The organism is Wolbachia endosymbiont of Dipetalonema caudispina, from assembly GCF_013365495.1.
GTDB lineage: Bacteria > Pseudomonadota > Alphaproteobacteria > Rickettsiales > Anaplasmataceae > Wolbachia.
This window is the reverse complement of record NZ_CP046580.1, coordinates 413,399-432,675: the sequence shown is the minus strand read 5'-3', so window position 1 is coordinate 432,675 and position 19,277 is coordinate 413,399. Positions and strand designations below refer to the sequence as shown.

Below are 19,277 nucleotides of genomic sequence, written 5' to 3'. Positions count from 1 at the left end.
AAGTATTTTTTATAAAAGGTTACATCCTACTTTTCAGTATACTAAGTAATATACGCTTCACAGGAAAATTTTTCTATCTATTGAACTTTACATACGCGATTTTTTTATATTTGCTAAATTTATTTTTTAAAAAGTTTTCTCATTTATTTGTAATGGAAGTTTTCTGACTATATTCTTTGTAATTTTACTTGTAATCTATTTAAAATAGTATCACTTCATAGTATCAAATTCCTCAACAATTTAAGATTTTATTTCAAATTTCTAGTAGAAAAGTATAAGAATATACACAAATAAGCTATTAAAACTACAATTAACAAAGTAGTATTACACCTTTCTCTTTTTTTTTAACCTCAACATTAATTAATGAGGGGATCTCTCAGACAAAAATAGTATCACTTATTTTGATCCTCCACACACTTTTACATCTTTTTATCATTTTATTAAGTTGTAAATCATCTACAAAAACTTACTCTCAAAATCATTCCATAGAAACAGCTACTACGAACTCATACTATTAACTTCTTCAACTTTTAATTTTTACCTTTTACTTTACACTTTAATATGTTAATATATATTCTAATACTATCATATTATCAAAGTTATAAATTACCCGTGTTACATTATAACAAGTGAAAAGCAGCGAAAGAGATGCAAAGCTCAATAAATATAAAATATGTTTAGAACATTATAAATTATACAACATCATCGTTTTAGAGCACATTTTCAACATAATTACAGATTCACTTTGATATCATTACTAAATTGATTAGTAAATATCATGATTGATAGTTTGAGAAATAAAGCTTATTGCTCATCTAATAAAATTAGAATATATAGTTGTAGAGTTAAATAGCATAAATAGTTAAAAAAAATTAAAAAAAATAAAAATACCAGGTTATTCAATGTCCATGATCCTAAAAAACATTAAAAATAATACATATTTAAGGAGCATATGGTTTAAATATTTTTAAAAAATCTTTAGTAGATAGGCAGCATTATGTAAAAATCGCATCATTATCAGTAAAAAATTATATTATAAAGTTAACAACATAAGATACTGAAAGTTTACAACAAAAAACATCTTTTAATAAGACTGATACTATAAAATAAGAAGTATATTTATTATGATTTTATATTATAATAAAAATTATGACAACCCTTCAAAAAAAGAATGGCAACTTTTTTATCAGTAAAATTTAAGATTAAATAATTTAATTCTGAATTAAAAATAAAAACCTAACTCATAATAGCATAATTAAAACTTTTTTTTATTTAAATTGTATTTCAATAAATTATACTGCTATATTTTTACTAATTTTGCATATAATCCATTTTTATTCATGAGTGAGTCATGAGTCCCTATTTCTTCTATTTCTCCATGATTAACTACTACAATCTTATCGGTTTTAAGTGTAGATGACAATCTATGTGTAATCATGATCGTTGTTCTATTCTGCATTAACTTATTTAGCGCTTTTTGTATAAGATTCTCACTTTTATAATCAAGGGCAGAAGTTGCTTCATCCAATATTAAAACCTGGGGGTTTTTAAGTATGGCTCTTGCTATTATAATACGTTGTTTTTGTCCTTCAGAAAGCTTTAATCCTCTCTTTCCTACAAATGTATCAAATTTATTTGGTAATTTATCGATAAACTCCATTGCATAAGCACTGATAGCTGCTTGTTTTACTTCTTCATACTCAGCACTTGGTTTACCGTATAGTATATTTTCCATTATTGAACAAGAAAATATCATATGATCTTGGGGTACTAAACCAAATAATAACCTAAGATTGTTTAATGCAATTGACTTAATATTATGCCCATCAATAGTAATATTACCTTGAGTTGGATCATGGAAGCGAAACAAAAGTTTTAAAATAGTACTTTTACCACTGCCAGATGGTCCAATGATTGAAACAGATTGACCTACCTTTATAGAAAAGGATACATTATTTAATACTGGTTTATTTAAGTGAGATTCATAAAAGAACGTTACATTGTTGAACTTAATTTCTTTTTGGATATTATAAATTTTAATGGGATTACTAATGTCCGTTATAGAGCTTTTTATATCTTTGAGTTCAAGTAAGCGTTCTACTACTCCAAGGCCTCGTTGTAAATCACTGATGTTATCGCTCAAATTATTTACAGCCCCAGCTGCAAGAGCTGAATAAAACACGAATGAGGAGAGCTCTCCAATAGTCATATTACTGCTTAAAACTTCTCTGATACCAAAAAAAAGCAAAATAATTAACGAACCTATTACACATAAGATAATTAAAGTTACTAAAATAGCACGCAAAAACACTAATTTTATATATGACTTTGATACTGAGTTTAAGTACTCTTTAAAACGAACTTTCTCATTCTCTTCTAACACAAACGACTTAATAGTTGCTATAGATCGGAAATTTTCCTCACTAAGTGATGCAAGTTCTCTTAACTTACTCTGAGCAAGGCGTGCGTAATTACGCACCTTTTTTCCAAGTGATGTCATAATGATTAACAATATTGGTACTATTGCAGCTGCATATGCGGTTAAATGCAAATTAGTATATATCAACATAGTAACACTACCAATTAGTAATACTGAATTTCTTAATATGGTAAGTAGACTACTATTTATTATTGATTGCAGCACAGAAGTATCAGTGATTAATGCTGAGATCACATCTTGCACACCTGTGTTCTCAAAAAAACTTGGTTGTAAATCGATAATATTACTATATAAATCATACCTGATTTTTGCAATAACTTTCTCGCTACCAATTCCAATAAAGTATAACCTAATAAATGCAGCAAGAGAAATGGCTAAAACTATAAATATAGTTGCTACTAATTTAGTAGTAAAGCTATGTCCTGTACCAAAGTCAATTATACTACTCAAGCCCCTGCCAAAAAGAAGAATCATTAAAGCAGAAGATAGAACTGCAATAAAAGCTATAATAAAGTAATATAGATTAGGTTTTATATAGTAAAATAATTGCCTAATATTAGATTGCATGTTACTTAAAAGTTTTGAAATTAAGTATATAGATTTTAATTTCATGAAAAAGAGAAAATATATGGTTTGCAGTGAAAGCAAAATCTATTAAGTATTTTTTATTCGATATCAAGAAAGAAGGGGCTTTTGGTTTTGGTGTTTATTATTAGAGATATGATGTTCCTAATACATCCTAAATATAACGCTGAAAAAAATAATGATTTTTTTATTAATTCATATTTTAAAAACTTTGCTCCTCTTTGATAAAATTAGATAAGAATATAGCATTGAAAATACATCCAAAATTTTACAAGAGACTTCTCATAAAGAAAAACATAGTTAATATTCTTTAAATTCAAAGATAAAATAACAACAGATAATTATTGAAATGTAAGAAGCTAAAACTCAAAGTCTTAAAAAAAATGATCAATGCTTATACACTCTAAAGTATATTATAAAATATCTTAAAACAAGACAATCAAACCATAATTTGACATTGTATCCTAATATTATAGTGAATTACATATTATTTCTTGATGTTTAGTAAACTAGATATCCTATTTAAATAGGAATAATTAATGAATATGATCTAAAAAAACTTTTATTTTATGATTCTTAAATATCAGACATAAAAAATAAGTAAGATTTACATCTTGAATATAGTAACAAATGATGCATTTTCAGAAATGTTAGGTGAACAATTAAGAATTAGTAAGAGTACTAAAACAGCTTTTTAGTTGATAAATAGTATTAGAATATTCAATAATAAATTGATTAAAAAAAAGAATTTTATGAATAGGAATCAAGTAATTGCACAATTTAAAGAAGTTATTCTTACTCGGAACTTAGTATTACTTTAAAATATATAAAGATAAAAATAAAAATAAAGAAAAAAATCACAAAAGACTTAATTTAAGTTATACATTTAATGTTGCTCTTGAAATAGCTAGCTTTATTAAAATTTAATTGTAATAAGTAGCACAAAATCTAATAATTTAATAACAATAAAATAGTATATTTTATAATGAATGTAGCAATTTATTTTATTAGTGGTAAAGTAATACCACACTGTTTCATATATTTTCCTTTCATATCATCATATGATTTTTTACACTCACTTTTACTATTTAAAAATATAAATTGACATGCACCTTCATTAGCATAAATCTTTGCAGGAAGTGGAGTAGTATTAGAAAACTCTAATGTCACATAACCTTCCCATCCCGGTTCTAAAGGAGTAACATTTACCATGATACCACATCTAGCATAAGTAGATTTACCAACACAAATAACTAGTACATTTCTTGGTATACGAAAATATTCAACTGTGCTTGCAAGCACAAAACTATTTGGTGGAACTATGCATACATCTGTTTCCTTATCTATAAAACTATTTTTAGAAAAATTCTTAGGATCTACAACAACTGAATTAACGTTAGTAAAAATTTTAAATTTATTATCTACTCTCGCATCATATCCATAAGATGATAGTCCAAAAGATATAACACCTTTACTACTTTTATGATCTATAAAAGGTTGTATCATTGCAAAGTTTTCAGCTTTTTCTTTTATCCACGTATCAGGCATAACTGTCATGATATTCTTTAAGTTATGTAATATTAATAATAATATTACATAAAATTTAAATGTAAACTATAGACTTTATATTACTCAGTGTGCAACTAAATAAACATATATAGAAATAGTATTAAGATTTAGTCGTTCTTCTTCTATATTTATACCAAACCAGTGCTACAAAAGAATTTCCAAAACAACGTTTAGTATTCTTACTTAAGATGTAACATCATAAAACTCAGTATAACTTAGTATTTTGTTACTAAGCTTATAAATCACTGAATTGAAAAATGAATAGCAAGGTAATAAATCTAGTTAATCTTAACTCATAACTGACAAAATTCTTACATATATAAAAAATATCTCTTAAATATTTTGTTCTTTTCCTTACATACAAAATTATATAGCATTATAGTTAATGCTCTTTTATATTCTGATGTTTTCTATTTCTATATTTCTCGGATTAATTTTTTTCTTTTTATTAATATTTTATTATATAAGTATAAAAAAGAATAGAGAACTAGAAAAAGAAAAAATAAATACAGCAAATCTTGAAAACAATTTGTGTAAATTAAAATATGAACTTCAAGAGATAAAACAAACTTTATTAAATAAAAATGAGGAAATAATAAATTTAAAAGTAAGTAATGTAGAACTCGAAACTACCTTACGAAAAGAACGTGAGGAAAAAAAAAGAGAAATAGAATTATTAATGAAAGCAGAAGAAAGACTTACAAACACTTTTAAAGCACTATCTCTTGATGCTTTACAAACAAATAGTAGTAATTTTCTAAACTTAGCTAAAGAAGTAATTAATAGTAAATTGAAAGAAACAGAAGGTAATTTCAAAAAAGGACAAGCAACAATTAATGAAATTATAACTCCAATCAAAGAAAAACTAGCAAGATTTGATGATGAAATACACGAATTGGAAAAAGAAAGAATAGGAGCATACAAAGGCTTGAAAGAACAAGTTGGGATGTTAATAAATCAAACTTCTAGTCTTGCTAATGCATTAAGTAAGCCTCATTTTAAAGGAAAATGGGGTGAAATACAACTAAAAAGGGTAGTAGAAATGGCAGGAATGGTTGAATACTGTGACTTTTTTACCCAGTCATCAATGGTTGATAAAAATGAAAATAATTTATTGCGCCCTGATATCATAGTCAGGATGCCATCTGGAAAACAAATAATAATAGATGCTAAAGTGCCGCTTGATTCTTATCTTGATGCTATGTCACAAAATGATTTGCAGATACAAAGAGAAAAATTAAAAAGCCATTCTTTAGCAATAAAAAGACATATAAGTAACTTAAGTAAAAAAGAGTATTGGAATCAGTTTAAAAATACACCAGAGCTTGTGATACTTTTTTTAACAGGGGAAGGAGTTTTTAGCGCAGCATTAGAATATGAGCCTGCTTTAATAGAGATTGGAATAGAAAAAAAAGTAATCATTGCAACACCAATTACTTTAATTGCTCTACTAAGAGCAATAGCGTATGGATGGAAACAAGAAATAGTAGCTGAAAATTCGAAAAAAATCAGTGAATTAGGCCATATTTTATATGAACGTATTTGTACAATGGGCGAAAATTTTGATAATTTACGAAAAAGCTTAAAAAACACCGTCGACCATTATAATAAAATTATTAGTTCACTAGAAGCAAGAGTATTTCCTGTTGCTCGAAAGTTTAATAAGCTTGGTGTACATATAAAAAATAAAGAATTAAACTTCTTAAAAGAACTTGAATTTTTACCACGTCATTTATATGCCAATGAGCTAAAAAAAGATAATAAATAACTTAGTTAATGTATGATAATCAACACTACTGGCTGTAATGCGGTTACAAATTCAACTTTTTCTTCATCAATTCGTATCATTAAGTAGCTTTGTGCAATATAAAGTTGCATCACGTTTATAAACATGACAAAAATTAAACCTATCAAATTTTTAGATATATTTTACCCGTATCTCTTAATAAAAATCACACTTAGATTTATAACATCATTTTATTATCTAGTATCTTCTTTACTTTAATTAATACTAACATAGCTACACCTTATGATATAATATTTATAAAAGTTTTTAATTGAATGCAGTTATTCTATTAATATCAAGATAATTACTTATTCGTTTATGGGCTTTACAATTAAATGATATTTAAAATATTCAAGGATATTACCTATTATTTTACTAACAGTTCTATATGTTTAAGTAGCTTTATTCTCATGTGAATTTAATAAAAAATATTTATTACTTGTTTAATAAAACTTATATTAATCTCTAAATGCTAAAATTATAGTTTCTATTAAATTTAAACATTCTTTACAGCCACAAAATTACTTTTATATCACTCACTGCTGCCTTCCTTAACTATTGCAAGATCAATCTCCCTTTTCAATTTTACCAAAATTGCTTCTACAATAAAGTTAATTTATTATTAAAATTTTAATAAGTCAATGATTTTAATATTAATTCCACTTTATTTATAGGGTTTATACTATTTGTAATGGACCTACCAACTACAATATAATTAGCTCCTAAGTTTATTGCTTCTTTTGGTGTTGCTGTTCTTTTTTGATCATCACAATTAGAATCTATACGAATTCCAGGAGTAATAATTTTAAAATTTTTACCGCAAGTTTTGCGCACTTCCTGAGCTTCCAGTGCAGAGCAAACTACTCCATGTAAACCGATTTTTTTTGCAAGCTTTGCCAATAAAACTACCTGTGATTTTATCTCTTTTATTATTCCAAGCTCATTTAAATCTTTATTACTCATACTAGTTAGTACTGTAACCCCAATCAGTTCTATTTTTGTATCCTTTACTACATTTAAAGCCTTTTTTAACATCTCTGTTCCACCACTAATGTTTAATGTTAATATTTTAATATCTAAAACTTTTATTGCTTCAATCGCTTTAGTTATAGTGTTTGGAATATCATACAATTTCAGATCCAAAAAAATTGGTATATTGTATTTTGCAACTTTTCTTACTCCAGAAAGGCCATGGGCAACAAAAAATTCTAACCCAAGTTTTATCATACCAACTTTATTACGTAAAACCTTAATTAAGGATATGGCTTTATTTAAATCTTGCGTATCCAATGCGTATACTATTGGATTCATTAACATATATTTATAGAGATAATTCCTTTATAAGAGATAAGAAAATTATTTATGCTTTTCAACTCCTTATAACTTTAAAAAACATTAAACTTATAAAATATGATCAATTTAAATTTATATATACATTAATATATAACACTAAAATACTTAATAATAAATTACCAATCATCTTTACCCTATCATATATCTTGATATTCGTTCAAAAATTACCCTTTTTATAAAAGAAAGTTTATTTACTTTTTACAATCAGTAACACTTAACTTCATAATTTTACCTCTCCAATATCACTATTAAGAGTTTTGCATACTTGTTATATCAATTCTATCAAAATACCTTGCCCTTAAAATCAAGTTATCATCACATCTTTTAACTAAGATAGTAAGTATCAGCAAAATAATTACTACTCTATCTCTTTTTTTTCATCGTAAAATACCGTATTAGTAACCCACTCATCAACTTCCTATCTCACTCTTAGAAATTAAATTATCAAGAAATACCTTTAAAATAATTCCCAATTTTACAGTGTACTTACTTCCAGTAAAGTTGAAAACTAAGTACTATTTGTTCTTTTTAACACATTTTGCTATATTTTCAACTACTTTATCATTTACATTTTAATGTATATATCATCTCTACACATAAAAAACTTCAAAATTTTTAAAGACTTTAGTAAAAACTCTTGTTCTCTATTTTTTTAACTAACAAAACGATCTTCTCAACTAATCTCCAGCATTAAGTACAAAATAACATAATATGCAAGTTAAAACATTTTTCTTTCAAGCACTTTATAAATTTTTATATTTTACAAGCTTCTTTAACTATCTCTTCTTTAAATCAATATTTTTTTCTTATCTTTCTATGTTTTTTTAATTATCTTTGTTGAAGTTATACCCTCCAATTTAAGGTAACTTTATAACTAAAAAAATTAACCATCTTACCAAAAATATTTGAATTTTTAACTCAAATCTTGCAACAATCTTAAAAACTAAACATTTCTGTTATCTTTTTTCTAATGAGTTTTATAACCGTAGCAACATGATTTTTTTTTACCATAGGTAAAGTTGTAGCCTCATACCATTAAGAGCTTACTGTTCAAAATTAAAACCTAAAAATTCTTCTTTTCTTTTAGCAAAGCATTTATTTTAGTACAAGATAGCTATTTTTCATTTTTAGAAATAGACCTCCTCTGAATAAAACACTCACTTATGCTACTAAGACCTTTTTCTTGAAGATTTAACTCTTGAAAACAACAAAATCATTACATACAAAATGATTTTGATTTGCAGTTTAATGCGTTTAGTAGTTAATGTACTTTTCAAGCTCTCTACAATAATTTTAAGCTATTATCTATTTTTTTAGAGTACTCTTATCCTTTCAAATGGAGTAACCATCGTTAAGTTATTATTAGATAACTATCTTTTATCTATCTTGATACAGTTATAATACACTCAATTTTTCAATATAAACATCTAATAAAAACTGACCACAAAATAGCTTACAAATTTTTTTTGACTTTCAAACTAGACAACATATAGCTTTATAGCTATATTGCTGTTTTTCGTACTTCAAATTTTCAACATGCTTAATATCTGTTTTTATAAAATTAGTCTCATAAATCTTTTACTTTAACTATTCTTTTGACTATATAAATCAAGTATAAAAGCTATTCAGCTCTTGATAATCATCATGTAATTCTGTTGTACTTTTCTAAAAAAAAGCCACTTACCTTATAAGACATACAACTGGCGTATGATCAGATGGATTCTCCAACCTGCGCAATCTATCATCTATATAACATGCTTCTAATCTATCAACAGCTTGAGGCGATAATAGAACATAATCTATTCGCATCCCTTGATTATTCCGAAATGCATTTCCTTTATAGTGCCACCAAGTAAACTGCCGTAAATCTGGATAAAATATTCTAAATGCATCTTTAAATCCAAGATTTAAGATTGCCCTCAATTTTTCGCGTTCTCTTATATGAAAACATACCTCGCCATCTAATAAGACTGGATCAAAAATATCAATTTCATCTAACGCAACATTATAATCACCAGCCACAACAGTTAACTCTTCATTCTCCAATAAACTACTGATTTTTTTATATAAATAATCAAAAAACTTGAGCTTATATACAAAAGCACAAGAACCAATGCTTTGACCATTTGGAACATATACACTCACTACTCTTATCTTTTGATTATAAAATTTTATTATACATTCTATATAGCGTGCTTCTCGGCAACTTTCTACAATATCAACTCTAAATTTCTCTAGTATTGAGTATTTAGATAAAACACAAACACCATTTCTTGCAACTTGTCCATAAACAGCGTATTCATATCCAAGTTTTTCTATTTTTTCATAAGGAAACTGGTGTTCTGTGCATTTTATTTCTTGTAGTAAAATTATATCTATTTGACTATCAACAATAAAATTACAAACTTGATTAATCCTCTTACGTATAGAATTTACATTCCAAGTTGCAACTCTAAACATTAGCGATCCTTACTAATTATATTAATCAAACTTTCTCTAGTAGGAAACTTCGATATTATAACTTTCTTCCATTTAACGGACTTTAAACTGTCAGCAATATTCCTACTCATAGTATATGCAATTACACTACTCATTGTATGAGACAGGCCACTTTTTAGAACTAAAGAACAAAATATTCTTGCTGTCTGCGAAGAAAAAAAAATAATACTATTAATTTTACTACTCAATAACAAATTTTTACACCTGTTAGTTAAATTTCTTTTAACTATCGTTTTATAGAGTACAGCTTCTCTTACACAAAAACCTTCTTCAGATAACCTTTTTTTTAAATCATATGATATCTCCTGTCCCCTTATATATAAAAATTTTACTGTCATTGAATAATTATTTTTTATAAATGATATTAACCCACCAACATTGCTATCTGCTGATACAACATCAGAAAACCCTAAATCTTTTGCAGCTTGCATTGTCGCATTACCCACTGCAACTATCGGAAGATCATCCATCTTACATATTTGAGTAAATGCCTTTACACTATTTTTACTTGTAGATATTATTACATCAAATTCATATGTAGATATGTCAGGCTGTAAATATTTTATTGTAAACACTGGCTCTATGTATACTTCATATCCATGTTTTCTCAGCATATTTCTTGTATTCAGTGAATCTAATAAAGGTCTAGTTAATAATATAGACTTCATTCTAACTTACTTTACCTATAGATAAAATGATACCTTCATATACAGATTACTGGATAAAAAACTTAAAATATAGTAATTAATAAAAGTATTAGATTACATAACTAAAGTTTTCTAACTTTTATTACCTCATTATAAACTATTCTTAATTTTAAGCACAAACATTAATTCTTTTTTATTAAAAGTTATTGTCTTATTCATTACTAACTTTACCTCCTATTTTATTATTAAAGATTTTATAAGTACCACTGCACCATTCATCCTTAAATTATTCCTTTAATGTTTCTCAGCACCAACTGCCCTTCACTATATTCAATTACTATATCTGATTACAATCTACAAACTTCTTTAATCTTATTAAATTCAGACACTATATAATTTACGCTATCAAAAAAAGGCAAAATACACTCTGCTTGAAAAAGCTTATATATAATTAAACTTTACAACTTTCTTCAAAAGAATTCATAAAATCTACTATATTGACAAATTATTAATATAATGGTAATATTATATAAGCTAAATAATTAATTATTAATACACAATGATAATAACCTCTTACTTTTCTCTAATCATGCTTTGCTTATATAGTCTCTGAACAATCTTCCCATACACTACTTTAAAGTAAAAAATAGTAAAAATAATAGCATAAAACTTGAAAATATAAGTTAAGAAAGTATTAATAATACACTGGCTAAATGCTTGGGACCGAGGTTCATGTTTTTTTATACAGTCTCTATTTTTTTCTAAAATTTATAAACCTAAACAAATATACTTCATATCATAATATCAATTCATTAATGAAATAATATAAAAGTTGAGAATGACAAAAAGAAAATTTAGAACTCATGGCTTAAAAGTTACTTAGCACCAGGAAGTTAGAGCGTTTCCAATTTTTCCACTAAACTTTTATAGTTTACTATATTAAAATTAAATAATACACTTGAATAACTTTTAATTTTAAAGATTATGTCAGATAATATAAATCTAGATCAAATATTTTTTGCTCAAAGTAATGTTAATGTTAATAATATATATAAAATAGTTAATGATGCTTTAAACAATAGTGATGGTGGTGAGCTATTTTTAGAGTTTTGCCAATCAGAATCCTTAACTTTTGATAATAACATACTAAAATATATGGATTCAAATATCAGAAGAGGCTTTAGTTTAAGGCTTTTTTGCGAAAGCAGTGCATCTTTTATTTGTTCTTCTGAAATTAGTGAAAAAGAAATTAGCAACGCAGCTTCTATAATAAAAAATTCGTTACCTTTAAATAAAATAAATTCAATAAGCTTAAAAGAGAAGACAAAAAGTCTATATCCACAAACTAACCCAATAACTGAGATGGATCTTGCCACAAAAATAAAACTACTCAATGAAGTTAACGAATACATAAGAGCCAAAAATACTTATGTAAAGCAAGTAAAAATAACCCTTAGTGGAGAATGGCAAGCTATACAAATAATAAAGGATAATCACAGATTAAATGATATTAGACCTCTAGTACGTTTTAACGTATTGGTTATCGTAGAAAAAAATGGTCGTACTGAAAGAGGGTATGCAGGACACGGGGGAAGAGACTTATATAGTAAATTTATCTCTGAAAAAAAGTGGAAAAAAATTACAAATCAGGCACTAAAACAAGCACTAATAAATCTTGAAGCAATTCCCACTCCAGCTGGTGAAATGACAGTCGTTTTAGGCCCAGGTTGTCCGGGAATATTATTACATGAAGCTATAGGCCATGGACTTGAGGGTGACTTCAATCGAAAAGGAGTTTCAGCATTTTCAAATTCTATTGGTAAACAAGTAGCAGCTGACACTATTACAATAGTTGATAACGGAACTTTATCTAATTTATGTGGTTCTATCAGCATAGATGACGAAGGTACTACTCCTAGTTGTAATATACTAATAGAAAACGGAATTCTTAAAAAATACATGCATGATAGTATGAATGCTAAACTTATGGGTGTAAACCCTACTGGTAACGGTAGAAGAGAAAGCTATAAAAAAGTCACTATACCACGCATGACAAATACCTATATGTTGCCAGGAAAGCATACACCAAAAGAAATAATATCTAGCGTGAAAAAAGGCTTATATGCAGTCAATTTTGGTGGTGGGCAAGTTGATATCACTTCAGGAAAATTTGTTTTTTCATCCTCAGAAGCTTACTTAATAGAAAATGGTAAAGTTACACAGCCAGTAAAAGGTACAACACTAATTGGTGACGGTCCAACAGTGTTAAAAAAAATATCTATGGTTGGTAATGATTTAAAACTAGATCCAGGTATTGGTATATGTTCAAAAAATGGACAAAACATACCAGTTGGAGTTGGTCAACCAACACTAAAAGTTGACTCAATTATAGTAGGAGGAACTGAATTATAAACTATGCTAACCTTCTTTTAATGCCTTTGCCATTCATCTTTTCTTTCCTGAAAAAATTGATTTTGCTTTATCTGAATTTGCTCAGGCAAAATAAACTGTTTACTATTTTTTCCTGATTGAACAAAATATTTATTTTCTTTAATTTGGGTTTCTAAAATTTCACTAATACCATTACTAATCCTTTCACTCCATTCTTTCTCATTCAATAAATAAGGATGATATAAAGTACCTTTTTTATCATTAGAAAAAATACTCTTTACTGCACCTGATATGGATAATATCAAAAAAATACCATTAACTGTTGATATCATTGGACTCATACTAAATATTAATATTGAACAAGCAAAAAGAATAATAGGAAGAAAAAGTTTATATAAAAACATTATTACCATCTTTTCATCACTAAATGGTAGTTCATCACTTTCTTCTTTACTTTTACTGAAAAATGGTAATAATTCTTTTTTCAAGGAACCAAAAATATTTTTAGGGTTCACCTTAATCCCAAATAATCTCCCAATAAAACTTATAAGAGAATCTTTAGCTTCTGTATTATATATATCAGATACGCATTCATTAATTATTTTTTCTATTTCATTATTCCTCAAATTTTCTCTGCCTACTAATTCCTTTTTTCTAATTTTCTCAAGTATAGAAAGCAAAAATTGAAGAAAATTTTCTTCACTAAGTAACTTCATATTTCTTAATCCAACATTTTTGAATAGAACTTGATTTTGATCAAGCATAAAGGCAAATATTACTTTATCATTTTCTTTCAATTTTCCAGATTGTAATGCATTTTTTAGCGATTGCATGAAGGCATCATAGATTACTCTGTGTTTCTCCTTAAATATTATTTTACCATTTATCACTTGAGAAAGTGATTTTACTAAAAGATTAGAATTTCCTTCTTGTATAGATGTCATAGCTTACCTATGTATTTACCTATACTTAACTATAATATATTTTCATATTAGTTCAAATGGTTTATTTTCATAAAAAAAACTTGAATCACAATTATTATAGCTAATCTTTACTTTTACTTAACTAATATAAAATTTTCACTAACATTTTCTATACATCTACATAATTACCCCCCAAACCATAAACCACATAAAATCTACTGAATAAAATTTTTATATAGCTACTAAGCTTAACCTCCTTCATTTATTCACCAAACATACTACTTCATAAATAACAAAAAAAACAGTAGAGTAAATAATATATTTAACAGTTCCTTGGATAATAATTCTAAATTTCTTATAAACTTACTGAATCAGTATATCATATACAATTCTAAAACTAATGATTTTTTTCTACTACACACTCTATATTTATGATTTCTTATCTAAAACCTTACTTGGATTTAAATTCTTATATTTTACTCTTATAGCACTGAGAGTTTGTGCTATAAGAAAATGAGAATAGCTATTTCAAAATTTCCCTGTATCTTGTAACGATTTGCAATACTCTATTTTTTTACGCGGTGTAAGTATAGCTTTCATCATAAGTGGCTTATTGAAGCGCTCGTAAACTGTAAAAAGCTTTTCCTGAAATAATCTTTGTGTCAATTTTTCATGGATCATTATTAAAACTTTTGCTGAAAAAACCTCTACATCTTTATTTAAATTATATGTAACTATACTTGTAATACTATGATCATGCTTTCCTGAATCAAGGCTATACGACATTATCATTAAATCATCAACTGAGCTTAATACTCTTTCTATTGGAGGAAATATTTCTGTGAGTTTCTTAATGTCGTGTACTATTTTAAGCACTCCGTTTGAAAATAAAGTTGATTTTATTATAATAAATACATCTTGCAGATGATTTTGATTTATATAAAAAATACTATCTCTACTGTAAGATAAAGAAATTTTACTCAATACTTTATTTTCAAAATGACAATAGACTGCAATTTTTCCATTATATCTGCAATATTTTAAAAACTTTTCTAATTCACTAGTTTCATACTCTATTTTTCTTTTTGAACCAAGTTTCCTATAAGGAAAAAGGTTTTCTACTTTATATATCAATGAATTAAATTCATATTGCTTCAAAAAAGACAATAATCTCTCCATATTTGGAGAACAGACTTTATATTTTGTAATAGTATACTGAAAATCTACTTTTTCATATAGTGACAAAAGTTTCCTTGAAATTAATGCTTTTTCCTTATATTTAAAGAAAATATTACGAATTCTTGTTTGTTTAATATTGTCAATATTTTCTATAATATTATCTAACGAATCAAATTCATTCAACAATTTAACTGCAGTTTTAGAACCTATTCCTGGAACACCAGGAATATTATCAGATACATCTCCAATGAGAGAAAATAAATCAAGAAGCCTATTTGAATTCACACCAAATTTTTCTATTATTTGCTTCTCATCTATGTACCTATTTTTAATAGGATCAAATATTAGAATATTATAGTTCAACAACTGAAATAAATCTTTATCTGATGAAACTACTATTACTTTAAAGTCCTTGCGGTTAGCATATTTTGCAACTAGCGTTGCAATTATATCATCTGCCTCATAACCTTCAATCTGTTCATAGCTAAGATTAAAAGCTTTTACTGCTTCTCTAAGTATTGTAAACTGTGGAATTAAATCATGAGGCAATGTTACTCTGTTTGCCTTATACTCAGAATATAAACCATGCCTGAAACTTTTTCTACCAAAGTCAAGTGCTATAGTTAAATAATCTGAATGTACAATATATTTCAGAAGCATATTAAGAAAACCATATACAGCCCCTACTGGAGTACCATTTGTGGTAGTTAAATGGCGTAAAACATAATAAGCTCTGAAAAGTAAGCCATAACCATCAATAATTGTGAAAACTTTCTCTTTCATCTTGATATTTATATGTTACCATTAATAATTCATTACTGAATATAAAAAATTAAATCTTTTTTCTTCTTTAAAAGTTGTAAGAAATTTTTTAAAACAGTACTTATAATAGTACTAATTCAATAATTATATTATTTATAAGTCAAAAACTTTAAACAAGTAAATTAAGATTTAAAACTAAAATAATAACCAATATCTTTCATAAAGAGATATAGCTTGTTTCCATATCAAACCTCTACAAAACACAACTAAATAGTAATAATTAAGCAATAGAGAATATTTTAAACTTCAATATACAAATAATCATAACTGTTTGTGCATCAAAAGTAGAATATTATCTGATTAACAGCATTGCTAGTTCAACAATAAAATTATCTTTCATTAAAGTTGTAAAATGCTAATAAATTCTTTTTTTTAAAAGACAAATTTAAAAAAGTTGGCATTTTTGAATGCAAGACATTTTATGCTCTTAAAAAGAATTACTTTTAGTTAAAGAGTGAGTCAAGCATACTACAAATCTTACATAAAACTTTTTTGAAATAAATAACATTCTTATTAAAGTAAATTACTTTTACTTATGAAAATAAAAAAAACATAGAACTGAAGAAAAAACTAGACTTAAGTTAATCTAATAAAAACTTTTAAAGCATAAAAGCTTAAGAATTTTAAAGCTTATAAGTAAATCTTACAATATAAATAATTCTAACAATAAATCTTCAAAAAAAATAAAAAATAGTACAAAAGCTTTTTAACATTAAGACTTATATACGTAAACATAATAGCTCTACAAATTCAAAATTTTAATACATACCGTTTGAGAATTCTAAAGAAAAGCTAATCTTGTGCATATTTAAACAAAATAGATCCCACTCAAGCATAAGCACATCAATTAATTATATTAAAGCATTAATAACATATTTAAAGAGAAAGAAAGAAAAAGGCATTAAAATATATACAAAAATTGAAAGAACAAAACTAACAAAATTAAAAAGAACTTACCAAAAAAAATGATCAATATATTGATAAATTAGAAAAAAATAGAATCATATCACTAAATTCAATAATTAAATTTGTGTAATATAATATAATTATTACATATATATAAAATCTTTAAAAAAAAGCCTCAATTTATATTAAGAACAAAAAATATAGCTAAGTTACATTAAACTATTTTCAGTATCCACTACCAGTATAAGTAGATTTATCATAGTCGTAGTAATGAACCTTGAAAGCAATTAAATTTTAGTTAATTGATCTTTATTTCTCCCATTACTCTGTTCTAATCTTCCAGATCTTTAATTAAGACTTAATCTATTATAAAGTTTGATTTTTACTTTTATTTTTATCCATCCTTAACTAATTTAATTTATTATCTACTATTTCAATAGTGCTTTACTAAAAAACTTAACACATACTACATCCTTTTATATTGATGATTTATTAATTCATATTTATGCAAAAAATTCACTAAGCATAATAACTAATCTTTTAAAATCATTCTTACTGTACATAACCTTTAGCTATAATTTTTTTTCTTATTATTACTAAATAATTTCATTCTATTAGATAGATATACCATAATAACAAACAATGTTATATATACCAACATATTTTATTATCAAAGTATAAACTTAGATAAATCTAGCTGTTTTGAAATTGATCCAAGTTTATCCTTCACATATTTTCCATCTATAACAAACTTTTCACCATTCTTCTCAGAAGAAATAAAACTTATTTCATCTAAAAGCTTCTCCATAATAGTATGAAGTCTTCTCGCACCTATATTTTCTACTTGCCTATTAACTGTAAACGCTATTTCAGCTATAGTTTCAATGCCATCATCAGTAAATTCAAGTGTCACGTTTTCTGTCTTCATTAAAGCTATGTACTGTTTCAACAAACTAGATTCTGGTTCTTTTAATATTCTTATTAAATCTTCTTGAGTAAGTGCTTTAAGTTCTACTCTAATTGGCAACCTACCCTGTAATTCTGGCAAAAGATCAGATGGCTTAGCTTGGTGAAAGGCACCAGATGCAATAAATAATATATAATCTGTTTTTACATGACCATATTTAGTTGAAACGGTTGTTCCTTCAAGCAATGGTAATAAATCACGTTGTACTCCTTCTCTATTAACTTCACCTTTTATCTCTGTACATGCTGCAATTTTATCTATCTCATCTAAAAAAACTATACCCTCATTACTAACAAGATCAAGTGCTTCTTTAATTATTTTATCTTCATCTATTAACCTCTCACTTTCTTCATTAACCAATATTTCACGTGCTTCTTTCACTTTAACCGTAATAGTTTTTGTTTTCTTACCCCCATTAAACATTTTACCCATTAATTCTGTTATATTCACTATACCAACTTGTCCACCTGGCATACCAGGTATATCAAAAGCAGGTAACATACTTTTACTTTCTCTAACATCAATGGAAACTTCTCCATCTTCAAACTCTTTATTTCTCAACCTTTTTCTAAAAGTCTCTTTACTCTCTTCGGTTGCATTTTCGCCGACCATAGAATTGACTATTATTTTTTCAGCCAAATCTAAAGCTTTCTTAGTTAAAGCTTTACGTGCTTTTTCTTTAACCAAAACTATTGCTGCATCAACCAAATCACGTATTATCGAATCAACATCACGCCCAACATACCCTATCTCAGTAAATTTTGTTGCTTCAATCTTTATGAACGGTGCACCTGCAAGCTTTGCTAAACGACGAGCCATCTCCGTTTTACCAACTCCTGTATGACCAATCATTAATATATTTTTAGGTATAATTTCATCACGCAAAGGAATAGGAACTTTATTGCGACGCCAACGGTTCCTAAGTGCAATAGCAACAGCACGCTTTGCATCATTCTGTCCAATTATAAACCTATTTAGCTCCTTTACTATCTTTTGCGGTGGCAGATCATCCAACAAAACTTGTGTACTATTATTAACTTGAGTACTATTATTAACTTGAGTACTATTATTATTTAAATCATAACCACTTTTAGTATCTTTACAAGGATCACTTTTCTCACTATAGGCATCACTATTATAAGGCTGACCTTCTGAAGTAGTCACAAATTGATTGGTAAAATCACATATTTTTTTTTGTTCAGAAGACATA

General features: G+C 26.5%; 9 protein-coding genes and 1 pseudogene. 2 read left to right on the top strand and 8 right to left on the bottom strand.

Features of this window, described 5'->3' with window-relative positions:
- Positions 1 to 1,300: 1,300 nt before the first annotated feature.
- The gene (locus GOY14_RS01605) at positions 1,301 to 3,007 is read right to left on the bottom strand and encodes an ABC transporter ATP-binding protein (protein ID WP_175809559.1); all 1,707 of its coding nucleotides are present in this window, start codon (positions 3,005 to 3,007) and stop codon (positions 1,301 to 1,303) included.
- Between the two features lie 1,017 nt (positions 3,008 to 4,024).
- Entirely contained in the window at positions 4,025 to 4,582 is a 558-nt protein-coding gene (gene dcd, locus GOY14_RS01600; protein WP_175809558.1) for a dCTP deaminase, read from the bottom strand.
- A 415-nt stretch (positions 4,583 to 4,997) separates the two neighbouring features.
- Here dcd and GOY14_RS01595 point away from each other — a divergent pair, with 415 nt between their 5' ends.
- The gene (locus GOY14_RS01595; protein ID WP_175809557.1) at positions 4,998 to 6,362 is read left to right on the top strand and encodes a DNA recombination protein RmuC; all 1,365 of its coding nucleotides are present in this window, start codon (positions 4,998 to 5,000) and stop codon (positions 6,360 to 6,362) included.
- 648 nt (positions 6,363 to 7,010) lie between these two features.
- On the opposite strand, the gene pyrF is transcribed toward GOY14_RS01595, so the two are convergent.
- The 3 genes from pyrF to GOY14_RS01580 form a co-directional block, all read right to left on the bottom strand.
- Positions 7,011 to 7,691, bottom strand: a complete 681-nt coding sequence (pyrF, locus tag GOY14_RS01590) for an orotidine-5'-phosphate decarboxylase (RefSeq protein ID WP_175809556.1) — start codon at positions 7,689 to 7,691, stop codon at positions 7,011 to 7,013.
- A gap of 1,722 nt (positions 7,692 to 9,413) precedes the next feature.
- Complete coding sequence (locus tag GOY14_RS01585; RefSeq protein WP_175809555.1) at positions 9,414 to 10,193, bottom strand: exodeoxyribonuclease III; 780 nt, start codon at positions 10,191 to 10,193, stop codon at positions 9,414 to 9,416.
- Positions 10,193 to 10,900 carry a uroporphyrinogen-III synthase gene (locus GOY14_RS01580; RefSeq protein ID WP_175809554.1) on the bottom strand — a complete coding sequence of 236 codons (708 nt, stop codon included), beginning with the start codon at positions 10,898 to 10,900 and terminating at the stop codon, positions 10,193 to 10,195. The genes GOY14_RS01585 and GOY14_RS01580 overlap by 1 nt, the downstream gene beginning before the upstream one ends.
- A 963-nt stretch (positions 10,901 to 11,863) precedes the next feature.
- Here GOY14_RS01580 and tldD point away from each other — a divergent pair.
- On the top strand, positions 11,864 to 13,291 hold the full coding sequence (tldD, locus tag GOY14_RS01575) for a metalloprotease TldD (protein WP_175809553.1): 1,428 nt from the start codon (positions 11,864 to 11,866) through the stop codon (positions 13,289 to 13,291).
- Positions 13,292 to 13,308: 17 nt separating this feature from the next.
- On the opposite strand, the gene GOY14_RS01570 is transcribed toward tldD, so the two are convergent.
- The 3 genes and pseudogenes from GOY14_RS01570 to hslU all read right to left on the bottom strand — a co-directional run bounded on the left by GOY14_RS01570 (position 13,309) and on the right by hslU (position 19,276).
- Complete coding sequence (locus GOY14_RS01570) at positions 13,309 to 14,214, bottom strand: hypothetical protein (RefSeq protein WP_175809552.1); 906 nt, start codon at positions 14,212 to 14,214, stop codon at positions 13,309 to 13,311.
- Between the two features lie 579 nt (positions 14,215 to 14,793).
- Positions 14,794 to 16,155: pseudogene (locus GOY14_RS01565) on the bottom strand (5'-3' exonuclease H3TH domain-containing protein); the annotation flags it as partial.
- 1,615 nt (positions 16,156 to 17,770) lie between these two features.
- A complete protein-coding gene (hslU, locus tag GOY14_RS01560) occupies positions 17,771 to 19,276 on the bottom strand; it encodes an ATP-dependent protease ATPase subunit HslU (protein WP_255419709.1) in 1,506 nt (501 codons plus the stop codon).
- Position 19,277 lies beyond the last annotated feature (1 nt).